This window comes from Sphingomonas rhamnosi, from assembly GCF_036663615.1.
In the GTDB taxonomy this organism is placed as follows: Bacteria; Pseudomonadota; Alphaproteobacteria; order Sphingomonadales; family Sphingomonadaceae; genus Sphingomonas.
In genome coordinates this window covers 475,442-497,347 of sequence record NZ_JAXOJJ010000001.1, presented here as the reverse complement: position 1 = coordinate 497,347, position 21,906 = coordinate 475,442, and the positions used below count along the sequence as shown (strand labels likewise).

At 67.8% G+C, this 21,906-nt stretch carries 23 protein-coding genes; 16 read left to right on the top strand and 7 right to left on the bottom strand.

What is annotated here, in order from left to right:
• Position 1: 1 nt before the first annotated feature.
• The 6 genes from U1701_RS02405 to U1701_RS02380 all read right to left on the bottom strand — a co-directional run bounded on the left by U1701_RS02405 (position 2) and on the right by U1701_RS02380 (position 3,360).
• Positions 2-859, bottom strand: a complete 858-nt coding sequence (locus U1701_RS02405; RefSeq protein WP_332780931.1) for a lytic transglycosylase domain-containing protein — start codon at positions 857-859, stop codon at positions 2-4.
• Between the two features lie 76 nt (positions 860-935).
• Complete coding sequence (locus U1701_RS02400; RefSeq protein ID WP_332780930.1) at positions 936-1,250, bottom strand: flagellar protein FlgN; 315 nt, start codon at positions 1,248-1,250, stop codon at positions 936-938.
• On the bottom strand, positions 1,237-1,551 hold the full coding sequence (gene flgM / locus U1701_RS02395; protein WP_332780929.1) for a flagellar biosynthesis anti-sigma factor FlgM: 315 nt from the start codon (positions 1,549-1,551) through the stop codon (positions 1,237-1,239). Before flgM ends, U1701_RS02400 begins: the two co-directional genes overlap by 14 nt.
• A gap of 65 nt (positions 1,552-1,616) precedes the next feature.
• Positions 1,617-2,153: a flagella basal body P-ring formation protein FlgA gene (locus U1701_RS02390; protein ID WP_332780928.1), complete on the bottom strand. Its 537-nt coding sequence runs from the start codon at positions 2,151-2,153 to the stop codon at positions 1,617-1,619.
• Positions 2,150-2,680 carry a flagellar motor protein MotB gene (locus U1701_RS02385; protein ID WP_332780927.1) on the bottom strand — a complete coding sequence of 177 codons (531 nt, stop codon included), beginning with the start codon at positions 2,678-2,680 and terminating at the stop codon, positions 2,150-2,152. Before U1701_RS02385 ends, U1701_RS02390 begins: the two co-directional genes overlap by 4 nt.
• Complete coding sequence (locus U1701_RS02380; RefSeq protein ID WP_332780926.1) at positions 2,677-3,360, bottom strand: motility protein A; 684 nt, start codon at positions 3,358-3,360, stop codon at positions 2,677-2,679. Before U1701_RS02380 ends, U1701_RS02385 begins: the two co-directional genes overlap by 4 nt.
• Before the next feature lie 413 nt (positions 3,361-3,773).
• Here U1701_RS02380 and flgB point away from each other — a divergent pair, with 413 nt between their 5' ends.
• The 13 genes from flgB to U1701_RS02315 all read left to right on the top strand — a co-directional run bounded on the left by flgB (position 3,774) and on the right by U1701_RS02315 (position 14,244).
• Positions 3,774-4,067, top strand: coding sequence for a flagellar basal body rod protein FlgB (gene flgB, locus U1701_RS02375; protein WP_443025993.1), 294 nt, complete (start codon positions 3,774-3,776; stop codon positions 4,065-4,067).
• A gap of 1 nt (position 4,068) precedes the next feature.
• Entirely contained in the window at positions 4,069-4,476 is a 408-nt protein-coding gene (gene flgC / locus U1701_RS02370) for a flagellar basal body rod protein FlgC (RefSeq protein WP_332780924.1), read from the top strand.
• Between the two features lie 3 nt (positions 4,477-4,479).
• Positions 4,480-5,157, top strand: a complete 678-nt coding sequence (locus U1701_RS02365; RefSeq protein WP_332780923.1) for a flagellar hook assembly protein FlgD — start codon at positions 4,480-4,482, stop codon at positions 5,155-5,157.
• Positions 5,158-5,173: 16 nt separating this feature from the next.
• Positions 5,174-6,439, top strand: coding sequence for a flagellar hook protein FlgE (locus U1701_RS02360; RefSeq protein WP_332780922.1), 1,266 nt, complete (start codon positions 5,174-5,176; stop codon positions 6,437-6,439).
• A 24-nt stretch (positions 6,440-6,463) separates the two neighbouring features.
• Positions 6,464-7,213: a flagellar basal body rod protein FlgF gene (locus U1701_RS02355; protein ID WP_332780921.1), complete on the top strand. Its 750-nt coding sequence runs from the start codon at positions 6,464-6,466 to the stop codon at positions 7,211-7,213.
• A 10-nt stretch (positions 7,214-7,223) separates the two neighbouring features.
• A complete protein-coding gene (gene flgG / locus U1701_RS02350; protein ID WP_332780920.1) occupies positions 7,224-8,012 on the top strand; it encodes a flagellar basal-body rod protein FlgG in 789 nt (262 codons plus the stop codon).
• Positions 8,012-8,692 carry a flagellar basal body L-ring protein FlgH gene (locus tag U1701_RS02345; RefSeq protein WP_332780919.1) on the top strand — a complete coding sequence of 227 codons (681 nt, stop codon included), beginning with the start codon at positions 8,012-8,014 and terminating at the stop codon, positions 8,690-8,692. The genes flgG and U1701_RS02345 overlap by 1 nt, the downstream gene beginning before the upstream one ends.
• On the top strand, positions 8,692-9,786 hold the full coding sequence (locus tag U1701_RS02340) for a flagellar basal body P-ring protein FlgI (protein WP_332780918.1): 1,095 nt from the start codon (positions 8,692-8,694) through the stop codon (positions 9,784-9,786). The genes U1701_RS02345 and U1701_RS02340 overlap by 1 nt, the downstream gene beginning before the upstream one ends.
• Positions 9,783-10,142 carry a rod-binding protein gene (locus U1701_RS02335; RefSeq protein ID WP_332780917.1) on the top strand — a complete coding sequence of 120 codons (360 nt, stop codon included), beginning with the start codon at positions 9,783-9,785 and terminating at the stop codon, positions 10,140-10,142. Before U1701_RS02340 ends, U1701_RS02335 begins: the two co-directional genes overlap by 4 nt.
• Positions 10,139-11,485, top strand: coding sequence for a flagellar hook-associated protein FlgK (gene flgK, locus U1701_RS02330; RefSeq protein ID WP_332780916.1), 1,347 nt, complete (start codon positions 10,139-10,141; stop codon positions 11,483-11,485). The genes U1701_RS02335 and flgK overlap by 4 nt, the downstream gene beginning before the upstream one ends.
• Before the next feature lie 10 nt (positions 11,486-11,495).
• Entirely contained in the window at positions 11,496-12,395 is a 900-nt protein-coding gene (locus U1701_RS02325) for a flagellin N-terminal helical domain-containing protein (RefSeq protein ID WP_332780915.1), read from the top strand.
• An 84-nt stretch (positions 12,396-12,479) separates the two neighbouring features.
• The gene (motA, locus tag U1701_RS02320; protein WP_332780914.1) at positions 12,480-13,343 is read left to right on the top strand and encodes a flagellar motor stator protein MotA; all 864 of its coding nucleotides are present in this window, start codon (positions 12,480-12,482) and stop codon (positions 13,341-13,343) included.
• A 1-nt stretch (position 13,344) separates the two neighbouring features.
• Positions 13,345-14,244, top strand: a complete 900-nt coding sequence (locus U1701_RS02315) for a flagellar motor protein MotB (RefSeq protein WP_332780913.1) — start codon at positions 13,345-13,347, stop codon at positions 14,242-14,244.
• Positions 14,245-14,356: 112 nt separating this feature from the next.
• On the opposite strand, the gene U1701_RS02310 is transcribed toward U1701_RS02315, so the two are convergent.
• Positions 14,357-14,866, bottom strand: a complete 510-nt coding sequence (locus U1701_RS02310) for a Ros/MucR family transcriptional regulator (RefSeq protein ID WP_332780912.1) — start codon at positions 14,864-14,866, stop codon at positions 14,357-14,359.
• Between the two features lie 294 nt (positions 14,867-15,160).
• On the opposite strand from U1701_RS02310, the gene U1701_RS02305 reads away from it, so the two are divergent.
• The 3 genes from U1701_RS02305 to U1701_RS02295 all read left to right on the top strand — a co-directional run bounded on the left by U1701_RS02305 (position 15,161) and on the right by U1701_RS02295 (position 21,905).
• On the top strand, positions 15,161-16,969 hold the full coding sequence (locus U1701_RS02305) for a DUF885 domain-containing protein (protein WP_332780911.1): 1,809 nt from the start codon (positions 15,161-15,163) through the stop codon (positions 16,967-16,969).
• A 129-nt stretch (positions 16,970-17,098) separates the two neighbouring features.
• On the top strand, positions 17,099-20,269 hold the full coding sequence (locus U1701_RS02300; RefSeq protein ID WP_443025992.1) for a helicase-related protein: 3,171 nt from the start codon (positions 17,099-17,101) through the stop codon (positions 20,267-20,269).
• Positions 20,270-20,393: 124 nt separating this feature from the next.
• Complete coding sequence (locus tag U1701_RS02295; RefSeq protein ID WP_332780909.1) at positions 20,394-21,905, top strand: ATPase domain-containing protein; 1,512 nt, start codon at positions 20,394-20,396, stop codon at positions 21,903-21,905.
• The last annotated feature ends 1 nt before the right edge of the window (position 21,906 follow it).

The window sequence follows — 21,906 nt, the reverse complement described above, 5'->3', positions numbered from 1 at the left end:
ATCAGCCCCCCATGCTCGCGAGCATCATGTACGCGAGCCGCGCGGTGTCCGGGGTCGGGCGCATCAGATTGGCCGCGGTCTGCTGTGGCGTGGCGCCGGTCCTGAACTTGCCGAGCGCGGCGCTGGCCCAGGCCATCGCGTCGTGCGTGCTCTCGTTGCCGCCGGCGATGACGGTCGCATCGTCCATATCGAAGCTGCGTGCGGCCATCATGTTTGCGGCGGCGGTTTCCGTCACGGTGCCGCTATCGCCGGCGCCCGCGCCGAGCTTCGCGGCGAAGCGGGAATAGACATCGGACAGCGAGCGCGGCTGGCCGTTCGACGCGTAGAACACCCCGCGGTTGGCACCGGCGGCGGCCGGGAAGAGGGCGGCGGCGGACTGGCCGGGCGACGATTGCAGCGCACCGAGAAACTTCTTCGCGCCGCCAAGGCCCAGGAAATGCGCCATGTAGAGGTCGGTACCGGTCGCGGGGCGCCCCAGCGTGGTCTCCAGCGCGGTCTTGTTGTCGGACGCGTGTTCGGCGGCCATCAGCGAGGCGGCGTCGGGATTGTTGCGCAGCGCCAGGATCGCCTGCCGCATCGCCGGGTCGGCGACGGTCGGTCTGCCGTTGGTGGTCGTGATCGCGTTCGCCGCCCAGCCGAGGCCGTGCTCGGCGCCGTGCTGCTTGACGACCGACAGCCAGCTGCGCTCGATGAACTGGTACAGCCCCGATGCCGACGAGGTCGCGGCGCGGGCGTTGGTCTGGAGCCCGGATTCGAGCTTCGCCTGGCCGAGCAGGTACGAGAAATCGATTCCGGTCTTGCTGCTCGCGGCGGCGATCGCCGACTGGACGCGGCTGGTGGTGATCGGAGAAACGGTCATGTGCGCAGATTGAGCCCCTGTTCGGGACGGCAATCAGCAAGGAGCGTGCCAGTTGGTTTGCGGGAGCCCGGTGCCCTCAGGCGTAGGCGCCGGCGGCACTCCGGCCATAGCCGCTGGCGGCAGAACCGGTCAGCATTTGCAGGCGGCGGCGGACATTTGCCGCCATCAAATTGGTGTAGATACGGCACGTCTCGTTGAGGCGGTTGGCCTCGTCGGCGAGCTCGCGGATGTCGGGGCCGGCCGGGCCGCCGCCCGCCGCGGCGACCGCCTCGATCGCGATAAGCTTGTCGCGCGTCGCACGCTCGAGTGCGGCGACGTCGTTCGATTTCAGTGCGGCGATCTCGACGTGGAGCAGATCGATCACGCGGATCAGGGCGTCACGCCGGGTCATTGGTCAAATTCCATTCGAGGCGCGATGCGATGAGGCTGTCGGCGATCCGCGCCGGCATGATCGGGTAGCGACCGTCCTTGATCGCTTGCTTGATCTGGGCGACGCGGTCGCTGTCGACCGGCGGCGTCGCGGCCATCTCCGCGGCGAGCGTGGCTACGCCGGCGGGGCCAGCGGCGCCGATCGATGCGCCGGGCGTCGCGGATAGCGTGGCGGTGGCGGTGGCGGGGGCGGGGGTGTCGATGACGGCACGACGCGTCTGCGCTGCTCCCGTCATCAGCCTTGCTCCGATCGCTTCTACCATGCCCGCACCTTTCGGATGACCTCGACACGAGTAGGAACGGCCGGCGCGGCGGAAACTTTAGGGGTTTACTGGCCCCAACCGGGCAGAGTCGCGCGACCACTCGCCAGCGCGATCGCCTGCACCGGGGTGCGCGTATCGTCGACCTTGACCAGGAACCGCGCACCGACCGCGGCGTCGCCCATCGCGATCCCTTCGCGCGAGATCGCGAAGCCTTCGGATGCGGCCTCGATCACCACCGGATCGCCGCGTTTGATCACCGGCGGGGCCTTCGCGGCCAAGCTGGCGACGGCGGCCACCGGAGCGGCACCGAGCGGCGCGGCGGCAACGCGCATCGGCACGTAGATCTTCCAGTCGGGCCCCGAACACGCGATCACCACCGCGTCGTGCGCCGGGGTCCGCCACGACAGCGCGACGGTCGGGCATTGCGCGAGCTTCAGCCGCGTGTCGACGGGTGCGCGTGCGCCGCCTTCCTCGCCGATCGCATGGCCGGCAAACGCCGCGACCGCGCGGTCGAGGCCGGCGGTATCCTGGTATCCCGCCGCGAATGCAGGCGCTGCGAGCAGCAGCAGGGGCAGTGCGCGGACCAACGGTCTCTCGATCATGGCATGGCCTTAGAAGGGGCGGAGGCACCGGCAAAGCCCTGGTTGACGATCGCCGCGCGGTGGCCGGTGTGCGGGGTCGTCGTGATTATCAGCCGTGCGCCGGGGATCGCGTGCGCCAGCGCGGCCGCGACGGTGCGTGCGCGATCGGCGGCCAGGACGGCACCGCTGCCTGTCGCGGGGTCGACGTCGGTGGTCGATCCGTCGACCGATCCGGTCACCGTCAGCATCACGCGCGGGTCGCGCGCCGCGTCCCGGGCCCAGGCGATCAGCCCGTCGACGCTGCCGGGCAGCGCCGCCGATCCGCGCGCAAAGTTCATCATCCCCGCCGCGGCGACGGGGATCGCGCGTTCGATCGCCGCATCCGCGCCGAAGCCCGCGCGGAACCCCCGCGCGAGCGTGCCGCGATCGACATGCTGCGTCGCCTGCACCAGCACGAAGAAGCCGACCAGCAGCAGCGCGAGATCCGCGAGCGTGATCAGCCAGAGCGGGCGTCCGGCGGGCGGCGTGGGAAAGTCGATATCGGTCATGCGACGCTGGCCAGCGGGGACGGTTGCACGACCGGAACCCGCGGTACTTCGCGCACGGCCAGCGCGACCAACGGTGCCACGATCCGCGCACGCTCGATCGCTTCGGAACGGGCGTTAGCGCGCAGGCGGTTGGCGATCGGGGCGGCGGCCAGGTTTGCGATCAGCGCGCCGTACAGCGTCGCGAGCAAGGCGATCGCCATCGCGCCGCCGATCGCCGACGGATCGCTCATCGTCGCGAACATGCGCGCGAGGCCGATCAGCGTGCCGACCATCCCCATCGCCGGCGCCACCTCGGCCGCGCCGGACCAGACGTCGACGACGGCCAGATGCCGCTCGACGCGCGCCTGGCGGCGATGATCGACGAGCGTCTGGACAGCCGGGCCGCCCGCGCCGTCGACGATGGCGGCGATCGCGGTCTTGATATCGGGGTCGGTGATGACCGATCGGTCGAGCGCGAGGACGCCGTGGCGTTTGGCGATCCGGTCGAGCGCGGTAACCTGCTCCAGCAGGGGTTCGGCGTCGAATCGGGCGCTGCCGAGCGTCCGGAGTGCGGCGACGGCGCGGACGATGTCGCGCAACGGGCTGCGGAGCATCACCGCCAGCAGCGTGCCGCCGCCGACGATGGCGAGCGCCGCGGGGTCGAGGAGTTCGCCGGTCAGCGCGAGGATGTCTGTGCTCATGGCGGTACGCGATGCAAGACGTGGGCCAAGTGTCGACGACAACGCTGCCCGTCGATCTCGGGCGTGAGCGTTACCTTTCCCCATCTCGTCACCCCAGCAAAGGCTGGGGTCTCTCGCGGCTCCTGCGCCGCGCTTTCCGCACGAGATTCCAGCCTTCGCTGGGATGACGAGGGGTGGGGCGCCGCTTCTGCCGACCCACCGGCAACCTCCGGCAATCCCGCCGCCAGGACCGGCAACGCCTTGCCGCCCCCTCCTTGCCGCTACCCGTAACGCCCGCTCTCCCGCCCTTGCGTCACAATTGGCACGGCGATTGCTTAGGACCCGGCACGACATTCACGTAGGGAGCCGCACCCGTGGCAGGAGACACGCTTTTCGGAGTTCATGGCGCAGCGCTCGAGGTGCGTTCGCAGCGCATGGGCTTGCTCGCCTCGAACATCGCGAACGCGTCGACGCCGGGGTTCAAGGCCAAGGACGTCGACTTCTCGGCCGCGCTCGCCGCGATGGAGAATGGCGACGATGTGAGCGGAGGGGGCTTCGCCGGCGCGGTGCAGTACCGCGTCCCCAACCAGACCTCGATGGACGGCAACACCGTGGAGCTGAACCAGGAACAGACCGCGTTCGCCGAAAACGCGGTGCAGTATCAGACGACCTTGTCCTTCCTAAAGGGTCGGATCGGCACGATCACCCGCGCACTGAAGGGCGAATAGCATGTCCGGTCCGATGACGATCTTCCAGGTCGCGGGGCGCGCGATGTCCGCGCAACTGGTGCGGATGAACACCACCGCCTCCAACCTTGCCAATGCCGGCAGCAGCTCGGGTTCGGCCGAGGCCGCGTACCGCACGATGAAGCCGGTGTTCCGCACCAGCTTCGATCACGTGACCGGCATGTCGACCGTCGATGTCGAGCGCATCGTCAGCGCGGGCGAAGCGCCGGTCAAGCGCTACGACCCCGCCAACCCGATGGCGGACAAGGACGGCAACGTCTTCGACGCGGCGGTCGACCAGTCGCGCGAGCTCGTCGACATGATGGAGACCGCGCGCACCTACCAGAACAACGTCGAAGTCATGCAGACCGCCAAGTCGCTGATCATCGACACACTGAAGATGGGCAACTGATAGATGAGCGATTTCGACACCACCTTGTCCACTCTGGGCATCACACGCAGTTCGACCAGCACGACGACCGCGGCGAGCAATTCGCAGGGGCTGACCCAGTCGGACTTCCTGACGCTGATGACCGCGCAGCTGAAGAACCAGGACCCGTTCGAACCGGTCGACAACACCCAGATGGTCGCGCAGATGGCGCAGATGTCGAGCACGTCGGGGATCGCCGACATGAATTCGACGCTGAAGGCGATCGCCGCCAAGCTGAACGCGACCTCGTCGGCGGACGCGATGGGCTATGTCGGCAAGACCGTGCTGACCGAGGGCGGCACCGCCTATCCGCGCACCGCGGGCGGCATCGCCGGCGCGGTCGAGCTCGGCGCGGCGGCGACCGACGTCGTCGTCAACATCTCGGACTCGAACGGCGCTGTGCTGCAGACCCTGTCGCTCGGCGCGCAGGCCGCCGGCACCGTCAATTACGACTGGGGCGGCAAGACCGCCGCCGGCGCGGATGCAGGGTCGGGGCCGTTCACCGTCGAAGTCGCCGCCGCCAACAACGGCGCCACCGTCTCGGCCAAGTCGCTCGTCTGGGCGCCCGTCGAATCAGTGTCGACGCCGGCGTCGGGCGATCCCGTCCTTTCGGTGACCGGCCTCGGCACGGTCGCCCTCTCCGCCATTCGTTCGGTCGGCTAAGCAGGAGCCACGCACCATGACTTTCTACACATCGCTCAGCGGCCTCCAGGCGGCGCAGACCGACATGTCGGTGATCGCGCACAACATCGCCAACGTCGCGACCAACGGCTTCAAGAAGAGCCAGACCACCTTTGCCGACGTGATCGCGTCGAACGTCGCGCTCGACCCGCGCCACATGGTCGGCTCGGGCGTCGCCGTGCAGGCCAACCGCCAGCAGTTCGGCGAAGGCTCGCTGACCGCGACCTCGTCCGCGCTGGATCTCGCCATCTCGGGCGACAGCTTCTTCAGCGTGAAGTCGCCGGGTGCAGGCGGCAATGTCACCTATACGCGCAACGGTGCGTTCCAGGTCGATAGCGGGCGCAACATCGTCGATGCGCAGGGCAGTTATCTGCAGGTCTTCCCGGTCGACGCATCCGGCGGTGTCACCGGCACGACCCTGACCAACGTCCGACTGCCCGAGACCAGCGGCACGCCGGTCTCCACCGCCAACGTCACGCTCGCGACCAACCTCACGTCTGCGGCCAAATCGCCCGCCACGGCGACGTTCAACCGCCTCGATGGGTCGAGCTACAACAACGCGACCGCGACGACGATCTATGATTCGGCGGGCAACGCGCAGACGATGACGAGCTATTTCGTCCGCAATCCCGCAACCGCCAGCGCCGACGGCACGACCACGCAGGTCAACGCTTGGACGATGTACACCTATGTCGGCGACACTGCGGTGACCGCAGGCGGCGCCGCCGGCGTGCCGGTCACCTTCGACGCGAGCGGCAAGATCGCGACGCCCGCGACCGCGGTAGCGTTGGACGCGTTCACCCCCGCTGGAGGGACCGCGCAGACGCTCGCGCTCAACCTGGCCGGCACGACGCAGAATGCGGCGGCCTTCTCGGTCGCCAGCCGCAGCCAGGACGGCGCCAGCGTCGGCAAGCTGCAGAGCGTCGCGGTCGACGATGCCGGCGTGATCAGCGCGACCTTCTCGAACGGCGACGTGCAGGCGCTGGGCAAGGTGGCGCTCGCCAACTTCACCGACCCGACGGGTCTGCGTCAGCAGGGTGACAATTACTGGGCCGCCACCGGCATCTCGGGTGCGCCGACCTTGGGCGCCTCGGGCGACAGCGGCTTCGGCACGGTCCAGTCGAGCATGCTGGAGGGATCGAACGTCGACATCACCGCCGAGCTCGTCGCGCTGATCTCCGCGCAACGCAACTTCCAGGCGAACAGCAAGGCGCTCGATACGCAGAACAAGATCTCGCAGACGATCTACAACATCCAGAGCTGATCGCAGATCGAACGGGGCATCTAGATGGACAAGCTGGTCTATACCGCGGCGACGGGTCTGAAGGCGTTGATGGCCGCGCAGGCGGTCACCGCCAACAACATGGCGAACGTGTCGACGATCGGATTCCGCGCCGACCGCGTCGTGTTCGACCGCGTCAACCTCAAGGGCGGCGGCGCCCTCGAGACGCGGTCGCCGACCGCGGAGGAAGTCACCGCGTCGGACACGTCGCCGGGCGCGATCCAGCAGACCGGACGTCCTCTGGACGTCGCGGTCAGCGGGACCGACACCTGGCTCGCGGTACAGGCGCCCGATGGCGGCGAGGCCTATACGCGCCGCGGCGACCTCAGCGTCGCCCCCTCGGGTGTGCTGCAGACCGGAGATGGCCATCCGGTGATCGGCGGGTCAGGCCCGATCACGGTGCCGCCCTATGCTTCGATCTCGGTCGCCGGCGACGGCACCATATCGATCGTGCCCGAGGGCGGTGACGCCAAGTCGCCGCAGATCCTCGATAAGCTCAAGCTCGCCAGCACCAAGGGGTCGCTGACCTCCAAGGGGCTCGACAACCTGCTCTACGTCCAGGGCGGCGGCGCGTTGCCCGAGGATGCCGCGGGTCAGGTCGTCGGCGGCGCGCTCGAAGGATCGAACGTCAACATCACGCAGGCGCTGGTCGATATGATCCAGAATCAGCGCAACTACGAAGTCCAGGCCAATTTGTTGAAGTCGGCCAAGGACATGGATGAGGGCGGTGCATCGCTGATGCGCCTGCCGAGCTAAGGAAAACGCCATGAGCAGCGCCGCAATGCACATCGCACGCACCGGGCTCGACGCCCAGGACATGCGGATGCGCGTCATCTCGAACAACCTCGCGAACGTGAACACCACCGGGTACAAGAAGGACCGCGCGGCGTTCGAGACGCTCGCCTATCAGGTCGTGACCACGCCCGGTGCGCAGAGCACCGCCGAGACCAAATACGCCACCGGGCTCAACCTCGGCACCGGCGTCCGCGTGCAGGGCACCGAACGGATCGACACGCAGGGGTCGCTGTCGACCACCGGCAATTCGCTCGACGTCGCGCTCGACGGCAACGGTTATTTCCAGGTGCAGCTGCCCGGCGGGGAGCTCGGCTATACCCGCGCGGGCAATTTCTCGCGCTCGGCGGAAGGGTTGCTGGTCACCTCGCAGGGCTATCAGGTCCAGCCGGGGATCACCGTGCCCGAGGGCGCGACCGCGATCACGATCGGGACCGACGGTACCGTGTCGGCGACCGTCGCGGGTCAGACCGAACCGTCGCAGATCGGCCAGATCCAGGTCGCGAGCTTCCCGAACGCCGCAGGCCTCCTCGCCAAGGGCGACAATTACCTGACCGAGACCGCGGCGAGCGGCGCCGCCAATCTGGGGATCGCCGGCGAAGACGGCCGCGGCAACGTCCGCCAGGGCATGCTGGAAGCGTCCAACGTCAACGTCGTCGAGGAACTGGTCGACATGATCGAGACGCAGCGCGCGTACGAGGTCAATTCGAAGATGATCTCGGCGAGCGACGACATGCTCAAATACATCAACCAGAACATCTGATGGCCAACCGCATCTCCCTTGCGCTGTGCGTCGCCGTTGCGGCCGCCTCGGCGCCCGCCGATGCCGGGCTGTTCGGCAAGAAGGCGCCGCCGGTCGATTTCTCGGCCGCGCGAGCGCCGGCGATCGCGCCCGTCCCGGCACCCGCCAACGGTTCGATCTTCCAGGTCGCGGACGGCTATGCGCCGCTCTACGAAGGCTGGCGTGCGCGCCGCGTCGGCGATCCGCTGACGATCGTCCTGGTCGAGCGCACCGCGGCGAGCAAATCGTCGGCGACCAAGCTCGACTCGAACGGCAGCATCGGGCTCACCCCGCCAACCACCGGGCCGCTGTCTTTCCTCAAATCGACCGCGGTTTCGGGCGGCAGCTCGCGCGGTTTCAATGGGGAGGGCGCGGCCGACCAATCGAACTCGTTGTCGGGGGAGATCACCGTGACGGTGGCGGCCAGCTATCCCAACGGCACGATGCTGGTGCAGGGGCAGAAGCGCGTGACGCTCAACCGCGGCGACGAATTCGTCCAGATCAAGGGGCTCGTCCGCACTGCCGACATCGACGCCAACAACCGCATCCTGTCGACCCGCGTCGCCGATGCGCAGATCGCCTATACCGGCAAGGGCGACGTCGCGCGCGCGGGTCGCCAGGGGTGGCTGGGCCGCTTCTTCTCCGTCGTGAGTCCGTTTTGATGATCCGCTATTTGCTCGCGCTGCTCGCCATCGTCGCGATCGCGGCGCCCGCGCAGGCCGACCGGATCAAGGATCTCGGCGGCTTCCAGGGTATCCGCGCCAACCAGCTGACCGGCTACGGCATCGTCGTCGGCCTGCCCGGCACCGGTGACGACAACCTCGAATATACCGTGCAGTCGCTGAAGGCGGTCGCCTCGCGCTTCGGGCTGCAGCTGCCGCCCGGCGCCAACCCGTCGATGAAGAACGCCGCGGTCGTCCTCGTCACCGCCGAGCTGCCGCCGTTCGCCAAGCCCGGCCAGCGGCTCGACATCACCGTCGCCTCGATGGGCAAGGCCAAGAGCTTGCGCGGCGGCAGCCTGATCCTGACGCCTTTGCTCGGCGCGGACAACCAGGTGTACGCGATGGCGCAGGGCAACCTCGCGGTCGGCGGGCTGGGGGCGGAGGGCGCCGACGGGTCGAAGATCGTCGTCAACATCCCCTCGACGGGCCGCATCCCCGAGGGTGCCACCGTCGAACGCGCGGTCGCAACCGGGTTCGACACCGCGCCGATGCTGACCTTCAACCTGCAACGCGCCGACTTCACCACCGCGCAGAACGTCGCCGCGGCGATCAACCGGCGGCTGGGTTTCGGCACCGCCCAGGCGATCGACGCGGTGTCGGTAGCGGTGCGCGCGCCCGCCGGCGCGGATGTCCGCGCGACTCTGATGAGCGAAATCGAGAATCTGGATGCCGCCTCCGCGGAGGCCTCGGCCAAGGTGATCGTCAACGCACGCACCGGCACCGTCGTGATCAACTCGGCGGTGCGCGTCAGCCCCGCCGCGGTCACGCACGGCAAGCTGACGGTGCGGATCGACGAGAGCCAGCAAATCGTCCAGCCCGCGCCGTTCAGCCAGGGCCAGACCGCGCTGCAGCAGAAATCCGGCGTCGCCGTCGAAGAGGAGAAGCGCCCGATGTTCCTGGTCGCGCCCGGCCCGAAGCTGTCCGACATCGTCAAGGCGGTGAACGCGATCGGCGCATCGCCCGCCGATCTGGTCGCGATCCTCGAGGCGCTCAAGGAAGCAGGCGCGCTGCGTGCCGAGCTGATCGTCCTGTGAGCGAGATCAGCGTCACCTCCACCGGCGCGACCGGCGGCATCTCGGTCGACACCAGCCGGCTGGCGTCGAAGGACAATCTGAAGAAGGCCGGCGACAAGTTCGAAGCGGTGTTCGACGGCATGATGCTGAAGGCGATGCGCCAGGCGCAGCTGAGCAACCCGCTGTTCGATTCGAAGGCGATCGACACCTTCACCGAAATGCAGGACGCGCAGGTCGCGCAGTCGATGGCCGAACATGCGCCGATGGGGATCGGCAAGGCGATGACCGACTTCCTCGCCAAGTCGCAAGCCAACACGCCGCAATCGGCCAATTCTCAATCCGATATTAACCCTGACTCCGCACAGTCCACCCCATGAGTGATCTGCTGTCGATCGGCGCAAGCGGCGTCAACGCGTATCAAAGCGCGCTGGCGACCGTGTCCGAGAACATCGCGAACACCGGCGTCGCCGGCTATTCGCGGCGTACGGTCGCGCTGAAGGAGGTGGCCGCCAGCGGCACCAGCCTCACCTCGACGGCACTTTTGAGCGGCAGCGGGGTCAACGCCACCGGGATCAACCGTGCCGCCGACGCCTATCGCAACGCCGCGGTACGCGTATCGAGCGCCGACCTCGCGCGGACCGAGACGGGGTCGACCTGGCTCGAGGGGATCCAGAGCGCGCTGACCAGCAACGCGCTCGGCGATCGGCTCACCAGCTTCTTCGGCGCTGCGGCCACGCTCGCCGCCGACCCGACATCCACCGCGTCGCGTGCGACGATGCTGGAGGGGGCAACCGCGCTTGCCGCCGCTTTCACCGCGACCGGTACCGCGCTCGCCTCGGTTACCGGCGATCTCGACGCGACCGCAACGCAGGCGACGCAGAGCCTCGGCGCGCTCGGCGCCGCGCTTGCCAAGATCAATGACGGCCTAGCGCGCACGCAATCAGGAACAAGCGCCGCCGCCGGGCTTGCCGACCAGCGCGACCAGTTGCTCGAACAGATGAGCGCGATCGTCAACGTCACCGTGACGACCGATCCAGCCGGCCGCGCGACCGTCAAGATCGGCGGTGATTCGGGCGCCGTGCTCGTCGCCGGCAGCGAGGCCGGGAGCGTCGCCTATGAACGCAGCGCCACCGGCCAGGTGTCGTTCGCAGTGATCCGCGCCGGCACGGTCTCGGCGATGACGCCGTCGGGTGGTGCGCTCGCGGGCATCGTCGACGGCGCCCAGCGGATCGTCGACGCGGCATCGGCGTTGGGCGATATCGCCACCAGCTTCACGACCCAGGTCAACGCCGTCCAGGCGCAGGGCCGCGACCTCGACGGCAATGCCGGCACCGCGCTGTTCGCGACCGGCGCCACCCCGCTCGACATCAGCGTCGCGCTCACCGACCCGCGCGGCATCGCCGCGGCGGGCGCGACCGGCAGCGCGCGCGATTCGTCGAACCTCACCGCGCTGCAGGCGATCCGCGCCAGCGGCGGGTTCGAGACCGGCACCACCGGGCTGGTCGCGACCAACGCCGCGGCGCTGGGGCAGCGCAAAACCGTCGCCGATGCGCAGAGCGCGATCCGCGACGGCGCGGTCGGCGCGCGCGACGCGGTATCGGGCGTGTCGCTCGACACCGAGGCGGTCGATCTGATGCGCTTCCAGCAGGCATATCAGGCGTCGAGCCGGATCATCCAGGTCGCACGCGAGACCTTCCAGTCGATCCTCCAGATCCAGTGATGACCCAGGGATGACCCTCTCAGTTTCGACCAGCGCCTTCTACGACCGCGCCGCGAATACGATCGCGTCGACGACGGCCAAGACGGACACGATCAACACGCAGATCGCGTCGGGCAAGAAATTCCAGGCGGCGTCGGACGATTCGGTCGCGTACCAGCGGCTTTCCGGGCTCGCGCGCGCCACCGCGGACGGCAAGGCATACGACACCAACCTGACGATCGCGGGGTCGCTGCTGCAACAGGCCGACACGACGCTGTCGGCGATCTCGACGCAGCTGCAAAAGGCATCCGAACTCGCGATCCAGGCGAACAACGGGACGCTGAGCGCGGCGCAGCGCGCCACCATCGGCGAACAGCTCAGCGGCATCGCCGACACCATCACCGGCCTCGCCAACATCAAGGATCTGCGCGGACAGCCGCTGTTCGGCGGCGCCGACGGTGGCGCAGCGGTCACCAAGAACGCCGACGGCCGCTATAGCTATGCCGACACCGCCGCCTCGCCGATCCCGATCGGCGACGGTCAGACCGTGCAGGCGGGCGAGACCGCGTCGCGGGTGCTGACGTTCGGCGACACCGATGCGCTGAGCGTGATCGCCGGGCTTGCCGCCGCGCTGCAATCGGGCGGGGATCTCGGCACCACCGGCGCGGCCGCGATCGATGATCTGGCCGCGGCAGGCGCGCAGGTCACCGCGATGCAGGCGTCGCTCGGCGCCCGCGCCGCGCGCGTCGAGCTGCACCAGGCGGCGCAGAAGGACATCGCGACCGACCGCGAGGATACGCGCTCGACGATCGAGGATACCGACATCGTCGCGGCGACCGTCGAGCTGCAGAAGCAGATGACGATCCTCAACGCGACGTCGGCAAGCTTCACCAAGCTCTCGTCGCTGTCGCTGTTCGATTATCTGAAGTGATCCGCAGGCGGTAACCGCTTGGCTACCATATCCACATAACGGTGCTGGCGTCGGCCGTTCAAGACGGCGCAGGGGGAATTCCACATGTTTGCCGCGATCGGCTTTGTCGTCCTGCTCGTCATGGTGTTCGGCGGATTCGCGTTCACCGGCGGTGCGCTCGGGCCCGTCATGGAGGCAATTCCGCACGAAATGCTGATCATCGGCGGTGCGGCGGCGGGCGCGCTGATCATCGGCAATTCGGGCAAGGAACTCAAAGCCGTCGGCGGCGGTCTGGCGAAAGTCTTCAAGGGACCGAAGTACGACAAACAGGATTATCTCGACGTCATCTTCCTGGTGTCGAAGCTGATGAAGATGCTGCGGATGGACGGCCCGATGGCGCTCGAACCGCATGTCGAGGATCCCAATTCGTCCGCACTGTTCGCCGAATATCCAAAACTGCTGAAGGATCATTCGCTCGTCAATCTGATCGCTGACACGCTGCGCCTCGTCGTGGTGTCGTCGGGCACGCTCGACGTGCACGCGGTCGAGGACGTGATGGACAACGCGATCAGGACGCACCACCACGAAGTCGAGGGGCCGCACGGCACGCTGACCAGTCTCGCCGACGCGTTGCCCGCGCTCGGCATCGTCGCCGCTGTCCTCGGCGTCGTGAAGACGATGGGGTCGATCGACAAGCCGCCCTCGATCCTCGGTGCGATGATCGGTTCGGCGTTGGTCGGCACCTTCATGGGCGTGCTGCTCGCCTACGGCATCGTCGCGCCGCTCGCCAACCGGCTGAAGCAGGTGATCGATGCCGACGCCGCGATCTACGGCGTGGTCAAGCAGATCATCATCGCCTCGCTCCACGGGCATCCGCAACCGCTGGTCATCGAGGCCGCGCGCTCGGGCATCGCGCATGCGAACCAGCCGGGGTTCGCCGAGGTGTTCGACGGCCTGCGGGGTCGCTGACATGGCGCGCGCGCCGCACGGGGCGAACCTTCCCCCCAAGATCATCGTCAAGAAGATCTACATCGAGAAGCATGGCGGCCATCACGGAGGCGCGTGGAAGGTCGCCTATGCCGACTTCGTCACCGCGATGATGGCGTTCTTCCTGCTGATGTGGCTGCTTGGCGCGACGACCGAGAAGCAGCGCCGCGGCATCGCCGATTACTTCGCGCCGACCTTGATGGATACGCGCTCGCTCGGCGTCGGCGGCGGCGGGCTGTTCGGGGGCGAATCGATCCTCAGCAAGAACAAGATCGGCCCCAATGCCGGACAGACCGTGCTGCAGTCGATCGCGATGCCGGTCAGCGGTGAGGGCGGCGAGAATACCGGTACCGGCGACAAGGGATCGTTGAACAATCAGGCGCTGGCCGCCGAGGATCGCAAGAACTTCAGCGCGATGCGCCGCAAGGTGCTGGCCGAGATCGCCGGGTCCGCCAAGCTTTCGCCGCTGGCGAACCATGTCCGTTTCGTGCCCACGCGCGACGGGATGCGCATCGACCTGGTCGACGACGCCGATTATTCGATGTTCGCGCTGGGCACCACCAGTCTCGACCCGCGGGCGAGCGAGTTGATCGGGATGATCGCCGAAACGATCCGCGGGTTCGAAAACCCGATCATGATCCGCGGCCATACCGACGCGGTGCCTTACGGTGATCCGCGCGCGATGAACAATTGGATGCTGTCGTCGGGCCGCGCCGAAGCAACGCGTCGACGCTTGTTGCAGGGCGGTACGCCCGAGGCGCGGTTCGAGCGGATCGAGGGCGTCGCCGATCGCGAGCCGCTGATCAGGAATATGCCGACCGACCCGCGCAACCGGCGCGTCGCCATCACCTTGCTGTATCGCCGGGGAAGTTTCGGAAACTGAGCGCCGCGGCGCAGCATTCATCGTGCTGTGTCTGCCGCGCCGAACCCCCGGAAGACACAAAAAAGCCGACGGGAACCCCGTCGGCCTTTGTCTCCATAATGGAGCGATATCGCTATTCTGCGGCGGCGGCCGTCACGGGCGCCTTGCGCTTGCGCCCCGCCGGTGCGGCGGCGGCCGGAGCGGCTTCGGTCTTGCGCGCGCCGGGCTTGCGACCCAGGCCGATCTTCTTGGCCATCGCACGGCGACTTTCCGAATAATTCTCGGCCACCATCGGATAGTCCGGCTTCAGACCATAGCGGTCGCGATACTCGGCGGGGGTCATGCCGTGCGTCGCCAGATGACGTCGCAAGGTCTTGTACGACTTGCCGTCGATCATCGAGATGATGTGGTCCTTCGATGCGAGCGACTTCCGTGCGGTGACCGCCGGCGTATACTCGACCGGAACCTCGACCGGCTCGGCTTCGGTGGATGTGCCGAGCAGCGACGACACGGTATCGTGCATCTTGCCGAGAAACGTCGGAACCTCTTCGGCGGAAATCCGGGTATTGGGATTGCCCAGCCAAGCTATCGTCAGTTCGGTTGCGAGTTCGACAGCGCTCAGATCGGTGATATCTTCAGACATAAGACACTCCATTGATAGCCCGCGCCCTAACCCCGCCTATTCACTTGTTCAATAGAGAAGATGAACTTGGCAACTGTTTATGTGCAAAAAAACTGTAAGAACCAAAATCATTATTTTAAGTCACGGAATACCAAAGAGAATAAATCGAGTTTCGATGTAATGATGTATCCGCTGTCGGAAATTCAACCGGATTGGTGGCTATCCGCGATGGTCGGCGGGATGAAATCCGGCTGGCGGCCACGGTCAAAGTCGGCCTAGTCTGGCACAACGCGTTGTAAAAAGGGATCGCCGTATATGGATCGCCGTCAGTTCCTCGCCACGGGCGGCGTCGCCGCGCTCGCCGCCACCCTCGTTCCCGCGGGCGCTTTCGCCCAAAAGGCGGGCGACACGGCGCTCAACGCCGAATTCGATCGCATCTTTAACGATCAAGTCCAGCGCTCGCCCGAGCTCGCGACATCGCTGGGACTCGACAAGGGGCCGCTTGCCGCGGCCAAGCAACGCCTGTCGCCGCGCACCCCGGCGAAGCGCGCGCAGGACATTGCCGAGACCAAGGCGGCGATCGGTCGGCTGGCGGCTTTCGACACCGCGACCTTGTCGCCCGCGGCCAAGTTGAACCTAGAGGTCGTGCGCTATTCGCTCGGTACGCAGATCGCATCGGAAGACGCGTTCGGGATCGACAGTGCGATCCGGCCCTACCGCATCTTCCAGCAGGGCGGCGCCTATTTCTCGACGCCGGACTTCCTCAACACCGCGCATACCATCGTCGTGAAGTCCGACGCCGACGCGTATCTGTCGCGACTCGACCAGTTTGCGACCGTGCTCGACCAGGAGAGCGCGATGCAGCAGGCGGAGGCCGCGCGCGGCCTGCTCGCCCCGGGCTGGTCGCTCGACCTGACGCTCGGGCAGATGCGCACGCTTCGCGCGCAGCCCGCCGCGACGTCGAGCATCGTCCAGTCGCTCGCCAAGCGCGCCGCGGCCAAGGGGATCGCGGGTGACTGGCAGGCGCAGGCAGCGGGGATAGTCGAGCGCAAGGTCTATCCCGCGCTCGACCGCCAGATCGCGCTGATCGAGCGACTTCGCCCGACCACCAAGCCCGGCGACGGCATCTGGCGCGTGCCGAACGGCGAGGCGATCTATGCGATGGCGCTCAGCCAGGCGACCACGACGACGATGAGCCCGGACGAGGTCCACCGCATCGGCCTGGCGCAGGTCGCCGAGATCAGCGGCGAGCTCGACACGATCCTTAAGTCGCAGGGCTTCGCGACCGGAACGGTCGGCGAGCGCCTCGCCAAGCTCAACCTGACGCCCGCCGAACTCTATCCCAACACCACGGCCGGGCGCCTGGCATTGATCGCCGGGCTCAACGACGGCGTGAAGGCGATGTACGCGAAGCTGCCGCAGATGTTCGCGACCGTGCCGACGCAGCCGCTCGAGATCCGTGCGGTCCCGGTCGAGATCCAGGACGGCGCGTCGAACGGCTATTACAATCGCGCCTCGCTCGACGGGTCGCGACCGGCGATCTACTTCGTCAACCTGAAGGATGTCGGCGACTGGCCGAAATACACGCTGCCGGCGCTGACCTATCACGAGGGCGTGCCGGGGCATCATCTGCAGATCAGCCTGGCGCAGGAATCGAAGGACATCCCGATGCTGCGCAAGATCGGCTTCTTCTCGGCCTATTCGGAAGGGTGGGCGCTCTACGCCGAGCAGCTCGCCGACGAACTCGGGGCCTATGCGACCCCGCTCGAACGCGCAGGCTATCTCCAGTCCTTCCTGTTCCGCGCCGCGCGGCTGGTGGTCGACACCGGTATCCACGCCAAGCGCTGGAGCCGCGAGACCGCGACCGATTACATGGTCGGCGCGACCGGCTTCGCGCGGCCGCGCACGCAGCGCGAGGTCGAACGCTATTGCACGCAGGCCGGGCAGGCGTGCAGCTACAAGGTCGGCCACATGGCGTGGACGCGCGCCCGGGCAAAGGCGGAAGCCGCGCTCGGCGCCAAATTCGACCTCAAGCAGTTCCACGAGATCCTGAAGGAAGGCGCGATGCCGCTGACCATCCTGGAACGCCGTATCGACGAACGGATCGCGGCAACGCGCGCCTGACGCGGCGGCGCTGGTCGGCAAGTGGGGGGCAGCCCGGGAATCGTCCTGATCTGTGGCAAACCGTGTACCCCTTTCGTTTCACGGGCGTTTTACGCCGGTGGATCCATTGTCGAGAGCTTGCCGATGAAGATGCCGTCGCCCGAACAGCGTGCTGACCAGCGCGTTCGTATCCATCCGAGCGAGCCGATCCCGGTCGCGCCGCTCGCCGCGATACTCATCGACCATGCCCAACAGGGCGATCTGCTGTTCGCCGCCAGCGACGAACAGCGCGCGGCGGCGGTCGCGGCCATCGCCGCCGCGCTCGCGCCCGACCTGCTGGTGGTTCATCTGCCGTCGAGCGACGCGCTGCCGGGGGACGATGCACCGGCCTCGCCCGGCAATATCGGTCGACGCGTCGCGGCGCTTCGGCTGTTGCGCCAGCTTCCGGGTGCGCCGCCGAACGGGCCGAGGGGGCCGAACGTGCTTCTTGTCACCACCGCCGAGGCGACGGCTGTCGCCTATGCCGATCCGCAGGCGTTCCATACCGCACCGCCGGCGATCGCGGTCGGCGATCCGATCGACCTTGCGGCGTTTGCCGAACAGGCCACCGAAATCGGTTATGTCGCGGACGACCGAGTCGACGAACCCGGCGAAGTCGCGATCCTGGGCAGCGTCATCGACATCTTCCCTGCGGATCACGATGGCCCGGTGCGCATCGTCGTCACCGACGGCGTGGTCGGCGCGATCAGCGCCTATGATCCGGTCAGCCAGCTGACCGTCGAAGCGATCGACCGGATCGAGATCGGCCGCGCCAGCGAACCGGCCGAAACCGCGGGCGTATCGATCCTGGCGCATCTGCCCGGTGCCGCGCTGGCCTATGACGTCGGCGCGGAAGACCGGCGCGCGCGCTTCCTGGCGATCGCAGCCGAGGCGGGTCGGCTGCGTCGCGGCCGCCAGGCGGTTCGGATCATCGATGATGCGGACTGGCACGCGGCACGCGCCGAGCACCGCGAGGTCACGCTGGCCGATACGGCCGCACCGCCGCCGCGTTTTGCCGAACGACGCGACCCCGCACGCGCATTTGCACGGTTCGCCAAGACCTTGCTCGAGGACGGGCGGCTGCTGGTCGCCGGATCGCCGCGCGACCTGCGGTTCCTCGCCGCGCGCCTACAGCGTGTGGCTGGAATAACGCTGGAACCGGTGGCGAGCTTCGCGGAGGCGCAGGCGGCGAAGCCCGGCAGCGCGATGATGCTCGCGGCGCCGATCGACCGCGGCTTCGTCGCCGATGGCCTGACGGTGGTGGCGGGCGGCGACTTGCTCGGCGGCCGCGCGGGCGGCGAAGACCGGACCAGCGCGGGCAGCGACGCGCTGTTCGGCGAGTTCAGCGAGCTGCGCATCGGCGATGTCATCGTCCATGAGGATTTCGGCATCGGCGTGGTCGCCGGGCTCGAGGCCCTGGCCGATGGCGATGCGATCGCGCTCGATTACGCCAAGGGCGGACGGCGGCTGGTCGCGGTGACCGAGGCGGATCGGATCTGGCGCTATGGCGCGGATGCCGATGCGGTGACTCTCGACGCGCTCGACGGATCGAGCTGGCAGAGGCGCCGCGGTGCGATCGATGCCGCGATCGCGCACAGCGCGCGCGAATTGGCCGCGATCGCGGCCGCACGCGATGGGCGGCAGACCGACCCGATCGCACCCGACGCGTCGGTCTACGAACGCTTCGCCAGCGGTTTCGCCTTTACCGAAACGCCTGATCAGGCGCGCGCGATCGCGGCGGTGCGCGACGATCTGGCCAGCGGAACGCCGATGGACCGGCTGGTCGTCGGCGACGTGGGATACGGCAAGACCGAGGTCGCGTTGCGCGCGGCCGCGCTGGTCGCGCTCGCCGGACGGCAGGTCGTGATCGCGGCGCCGACCACGGTGCTGGTCCGCCAACATCTCGAGCTGTTCACCCGTCGCTTCGAAGCCACCGGCGTCGCGGTCGCGGGCCTGTCGCGGCTGTCCTCGCCGGCCGAGAAGAAGCGGGTGATGGCGGGGCTCGCCGATGGATCGATCGGCATCGTCGTCGGTACCGGCGCGGTCGCTGGCAAGGGCGTTGCCTATGCCGACCTTGCGCTGGTGGTGGTCGACGAGGAACAGCGTTTCGGCGCTGCCGACAAGGCCAAGCTGCACGCGCTCGGCGCGGGGCACGTCCTGACGCTCAGCGCGACGCCGATCCCGCGTACGCTGCAATCGGCGATGGTGGGCCTGCAGACGATATCGGTGATCGCGACGCCGCCCGCCCGCCGCCAGCCGATCCGCACCGTGGTGACCGCGTTCGACGACGTGACGATCCGGACCGCGCTGCTGCGCGAACGCGGCCGCGGCGGACAGAGCTTCGTCGTCGTGCCACGGATCGACGACATGGCGCCGCTCGCCGACACGCTCGCCCGGTTGGTACCCGAACTGCACATCGTCACCGCGCACGGCAAGATGCCGGCCAGCGCGCTCGACGAGGCGATGGTGGCGTTCGCCAACGGCCGCGGCGACGTGCTGCTGGCGACCAACATCATCGAGGCGGGGCTCGACGTGCCGCGCGCCAACACGATGATCGTGCATCACGCCGATCGGTTCGGGCTGTCGCAGCTGCACCAGCTGCGCGGACGCGTCGGGCGTAGCGGGCGGCGCGGGCAGGTGTTGCTGACCACCGACGCTGGCGCGACGATCGCCGAGGCGACGCTGAAGCGGCTGCGGACGCTGCAGGCGTTCGACCGGCTCGGCGCCGGCTTCGCAATCAGCGCGCGCGATCTCGACCTGCGCGGTGCGGGCGATCTGGTGGGCGAGGCGCAGGCGGGCCACATGAAGCTGATCGGCACCGACCTGTACCAGCATCTGATGGCACACGCGCTGCGTGCCGCGCGCGGGCAGGCCGAGGATTTGTCGACGCCCGAGTTGAACCTGGAACTGTCGGGCTGCCTGCCGCCGGCGTGGATCCCCGATACCGGCGTCCGCCTGTCGCTCTACGCGCGGCTGGCGCGGTTGAGCGACGGCGCCGCGCTCGACGCGTTCGAGGCGGAGTTGGAGGATCGGTTCGGCGCGGTGCCGGCCGCAGCGCGCGACCTGCTCGACGTTGCGCGCATCCGCGCGCTGGCGCGATCGATCGACATCCGCCGCATCGACGCCGGCCAGGCGGCGATCGCGTTCACGCCGCGGCGTCAGGATCAGCCGGTACCCGCGGGTCTCGTCGCGAAGAACGGTCGTTGGCTGCTGACCGAAGCGATCGCCGACGCGGCGGACCGCGTCCAGCGCGTGCGCGAGGTGCTGGAGGAGATCGAATAGCCGCGGGATGCGTGCAAGCTATTGATATAGCGACACAGGTTTTGCGCGGGCCGCGCATGTACTCTATATCCGGCACAGCGCACGACGATAGGGCCCTGCGGTTGATCTGAATCAAGGAAATGACGTGTCGCAACAGGATTCTTTGCCCGCTCTGGCGCTAACCGGGGTCGCGGGCCTGGACGACATCTTGAACGGCGGGCTCACCCCCGACCGGATGTACCTGATCGAGGGCACGCCCGGGACTGGCAAGACCACGCTGGGCCTCGGGTTCCTGCTCGCGGGTGTGGGCTATGGCGAATCCGGGCTGTACATCACGCTGGCGGAGACCGAGGCGGAACTGCGCGCGGTCGGCCAGACGCATGGCTGGTCGCTTGACGGCCTCGACCTGCTGGAAATGGTGCCGGTCGACGGCTTCAGCGCGGATCACGAACAGACGCTGCTACATCCGAGCGAGGTCGAACTGGGCGAGACGATCCGCGACATCATGGCCCGGATCGATGCCGTGCGCCCGGCGCGCGTGGTGCTCGACAGCCTGTCGGAACTGCGGCTGCTGGCCCAGAGCCCGGTCCGTTATCGCCGCCAGATCTTGGCGCTCAAGCATTTCTTCTCGTCGCGCCGGTGTACGGTCCTGCTGCTCGACGACAAGACGACGACGGGTAACGACCTGCAGCTGCACAGCATCGCGCATGGCGTGATCGCGCTCGATCAGACGCTGTCGGGGTTCGGTGCGCAGCGCCGACGGATGCACGTCGTCAAGATGCGCGGCGTGCGGTTTCGTGGCGGCTATCATGATTTCGAGATCGAGCGTGGCGGCTTGCGCGTCTACCCGCGGCTGGTCGCGGCGGATCACGGCGAGATCGATGCGGGCGCGCCGGTGTCGACCGGTTCCGATGAGCTCGACGCGCTGCTCGGCGGCGGATTGATGCCCGGCACCGCGACCTTGCTCACCGGTCCCGCGGGGGTCGGCAAGACCACGGCGTCGGTGCAATGCATGGTCGCTGCCCTGAAGCGCGGGGAAAAGGCGGCGTATTTCCTGTTCGACGAACGCCTGCCGACGCTGTTGCTGCGCAGTGCCGCGCTGAACCTCGATCTAAGGCCGTATATCGACAACGGCCAGCTCGATCTGCGCTCGATCGATCCCGCCGAGATGTCGCCCGGGCAATTCGCGGATCTGATCCGGGTCGCGGTCGAGCAACACGGCGCGTCGGTGGTCGTGATCGACAGCCTGAACGCCTATCTTCACGCCATGCCCGACGAGCGGTTCCTCGTGCTGCAGATGCACGAGATGCTGACCTATCTCGGCCAGAAGGGCGTCGTCAGCCTGTTGATCCTCGGTCTGCACGGCATGATGGGCGACATCCGCTCGGACATCGACCTCAGCTATCTGTCCGATACGGTCGTGCAGCTGCGCTATTTCGAGGCGCAGGGCGAGGTCCGCCAGGCGATTTCGGTGATCAAGACGCGCACGGCACGGCACGAAAGGGCGATCCGGGAGTTTCAGATCGACAGCAACGGGCTTCAGGTCGGCGAACCGCTCCGGGATTTCCAGGGCGTGCTGACGGGAGTCCCGACGTTTTCGGGTGAAGGAAAGACGTTGATGGCCAGCAAGATGGGAACATTGGAATCGCACGGCTGAC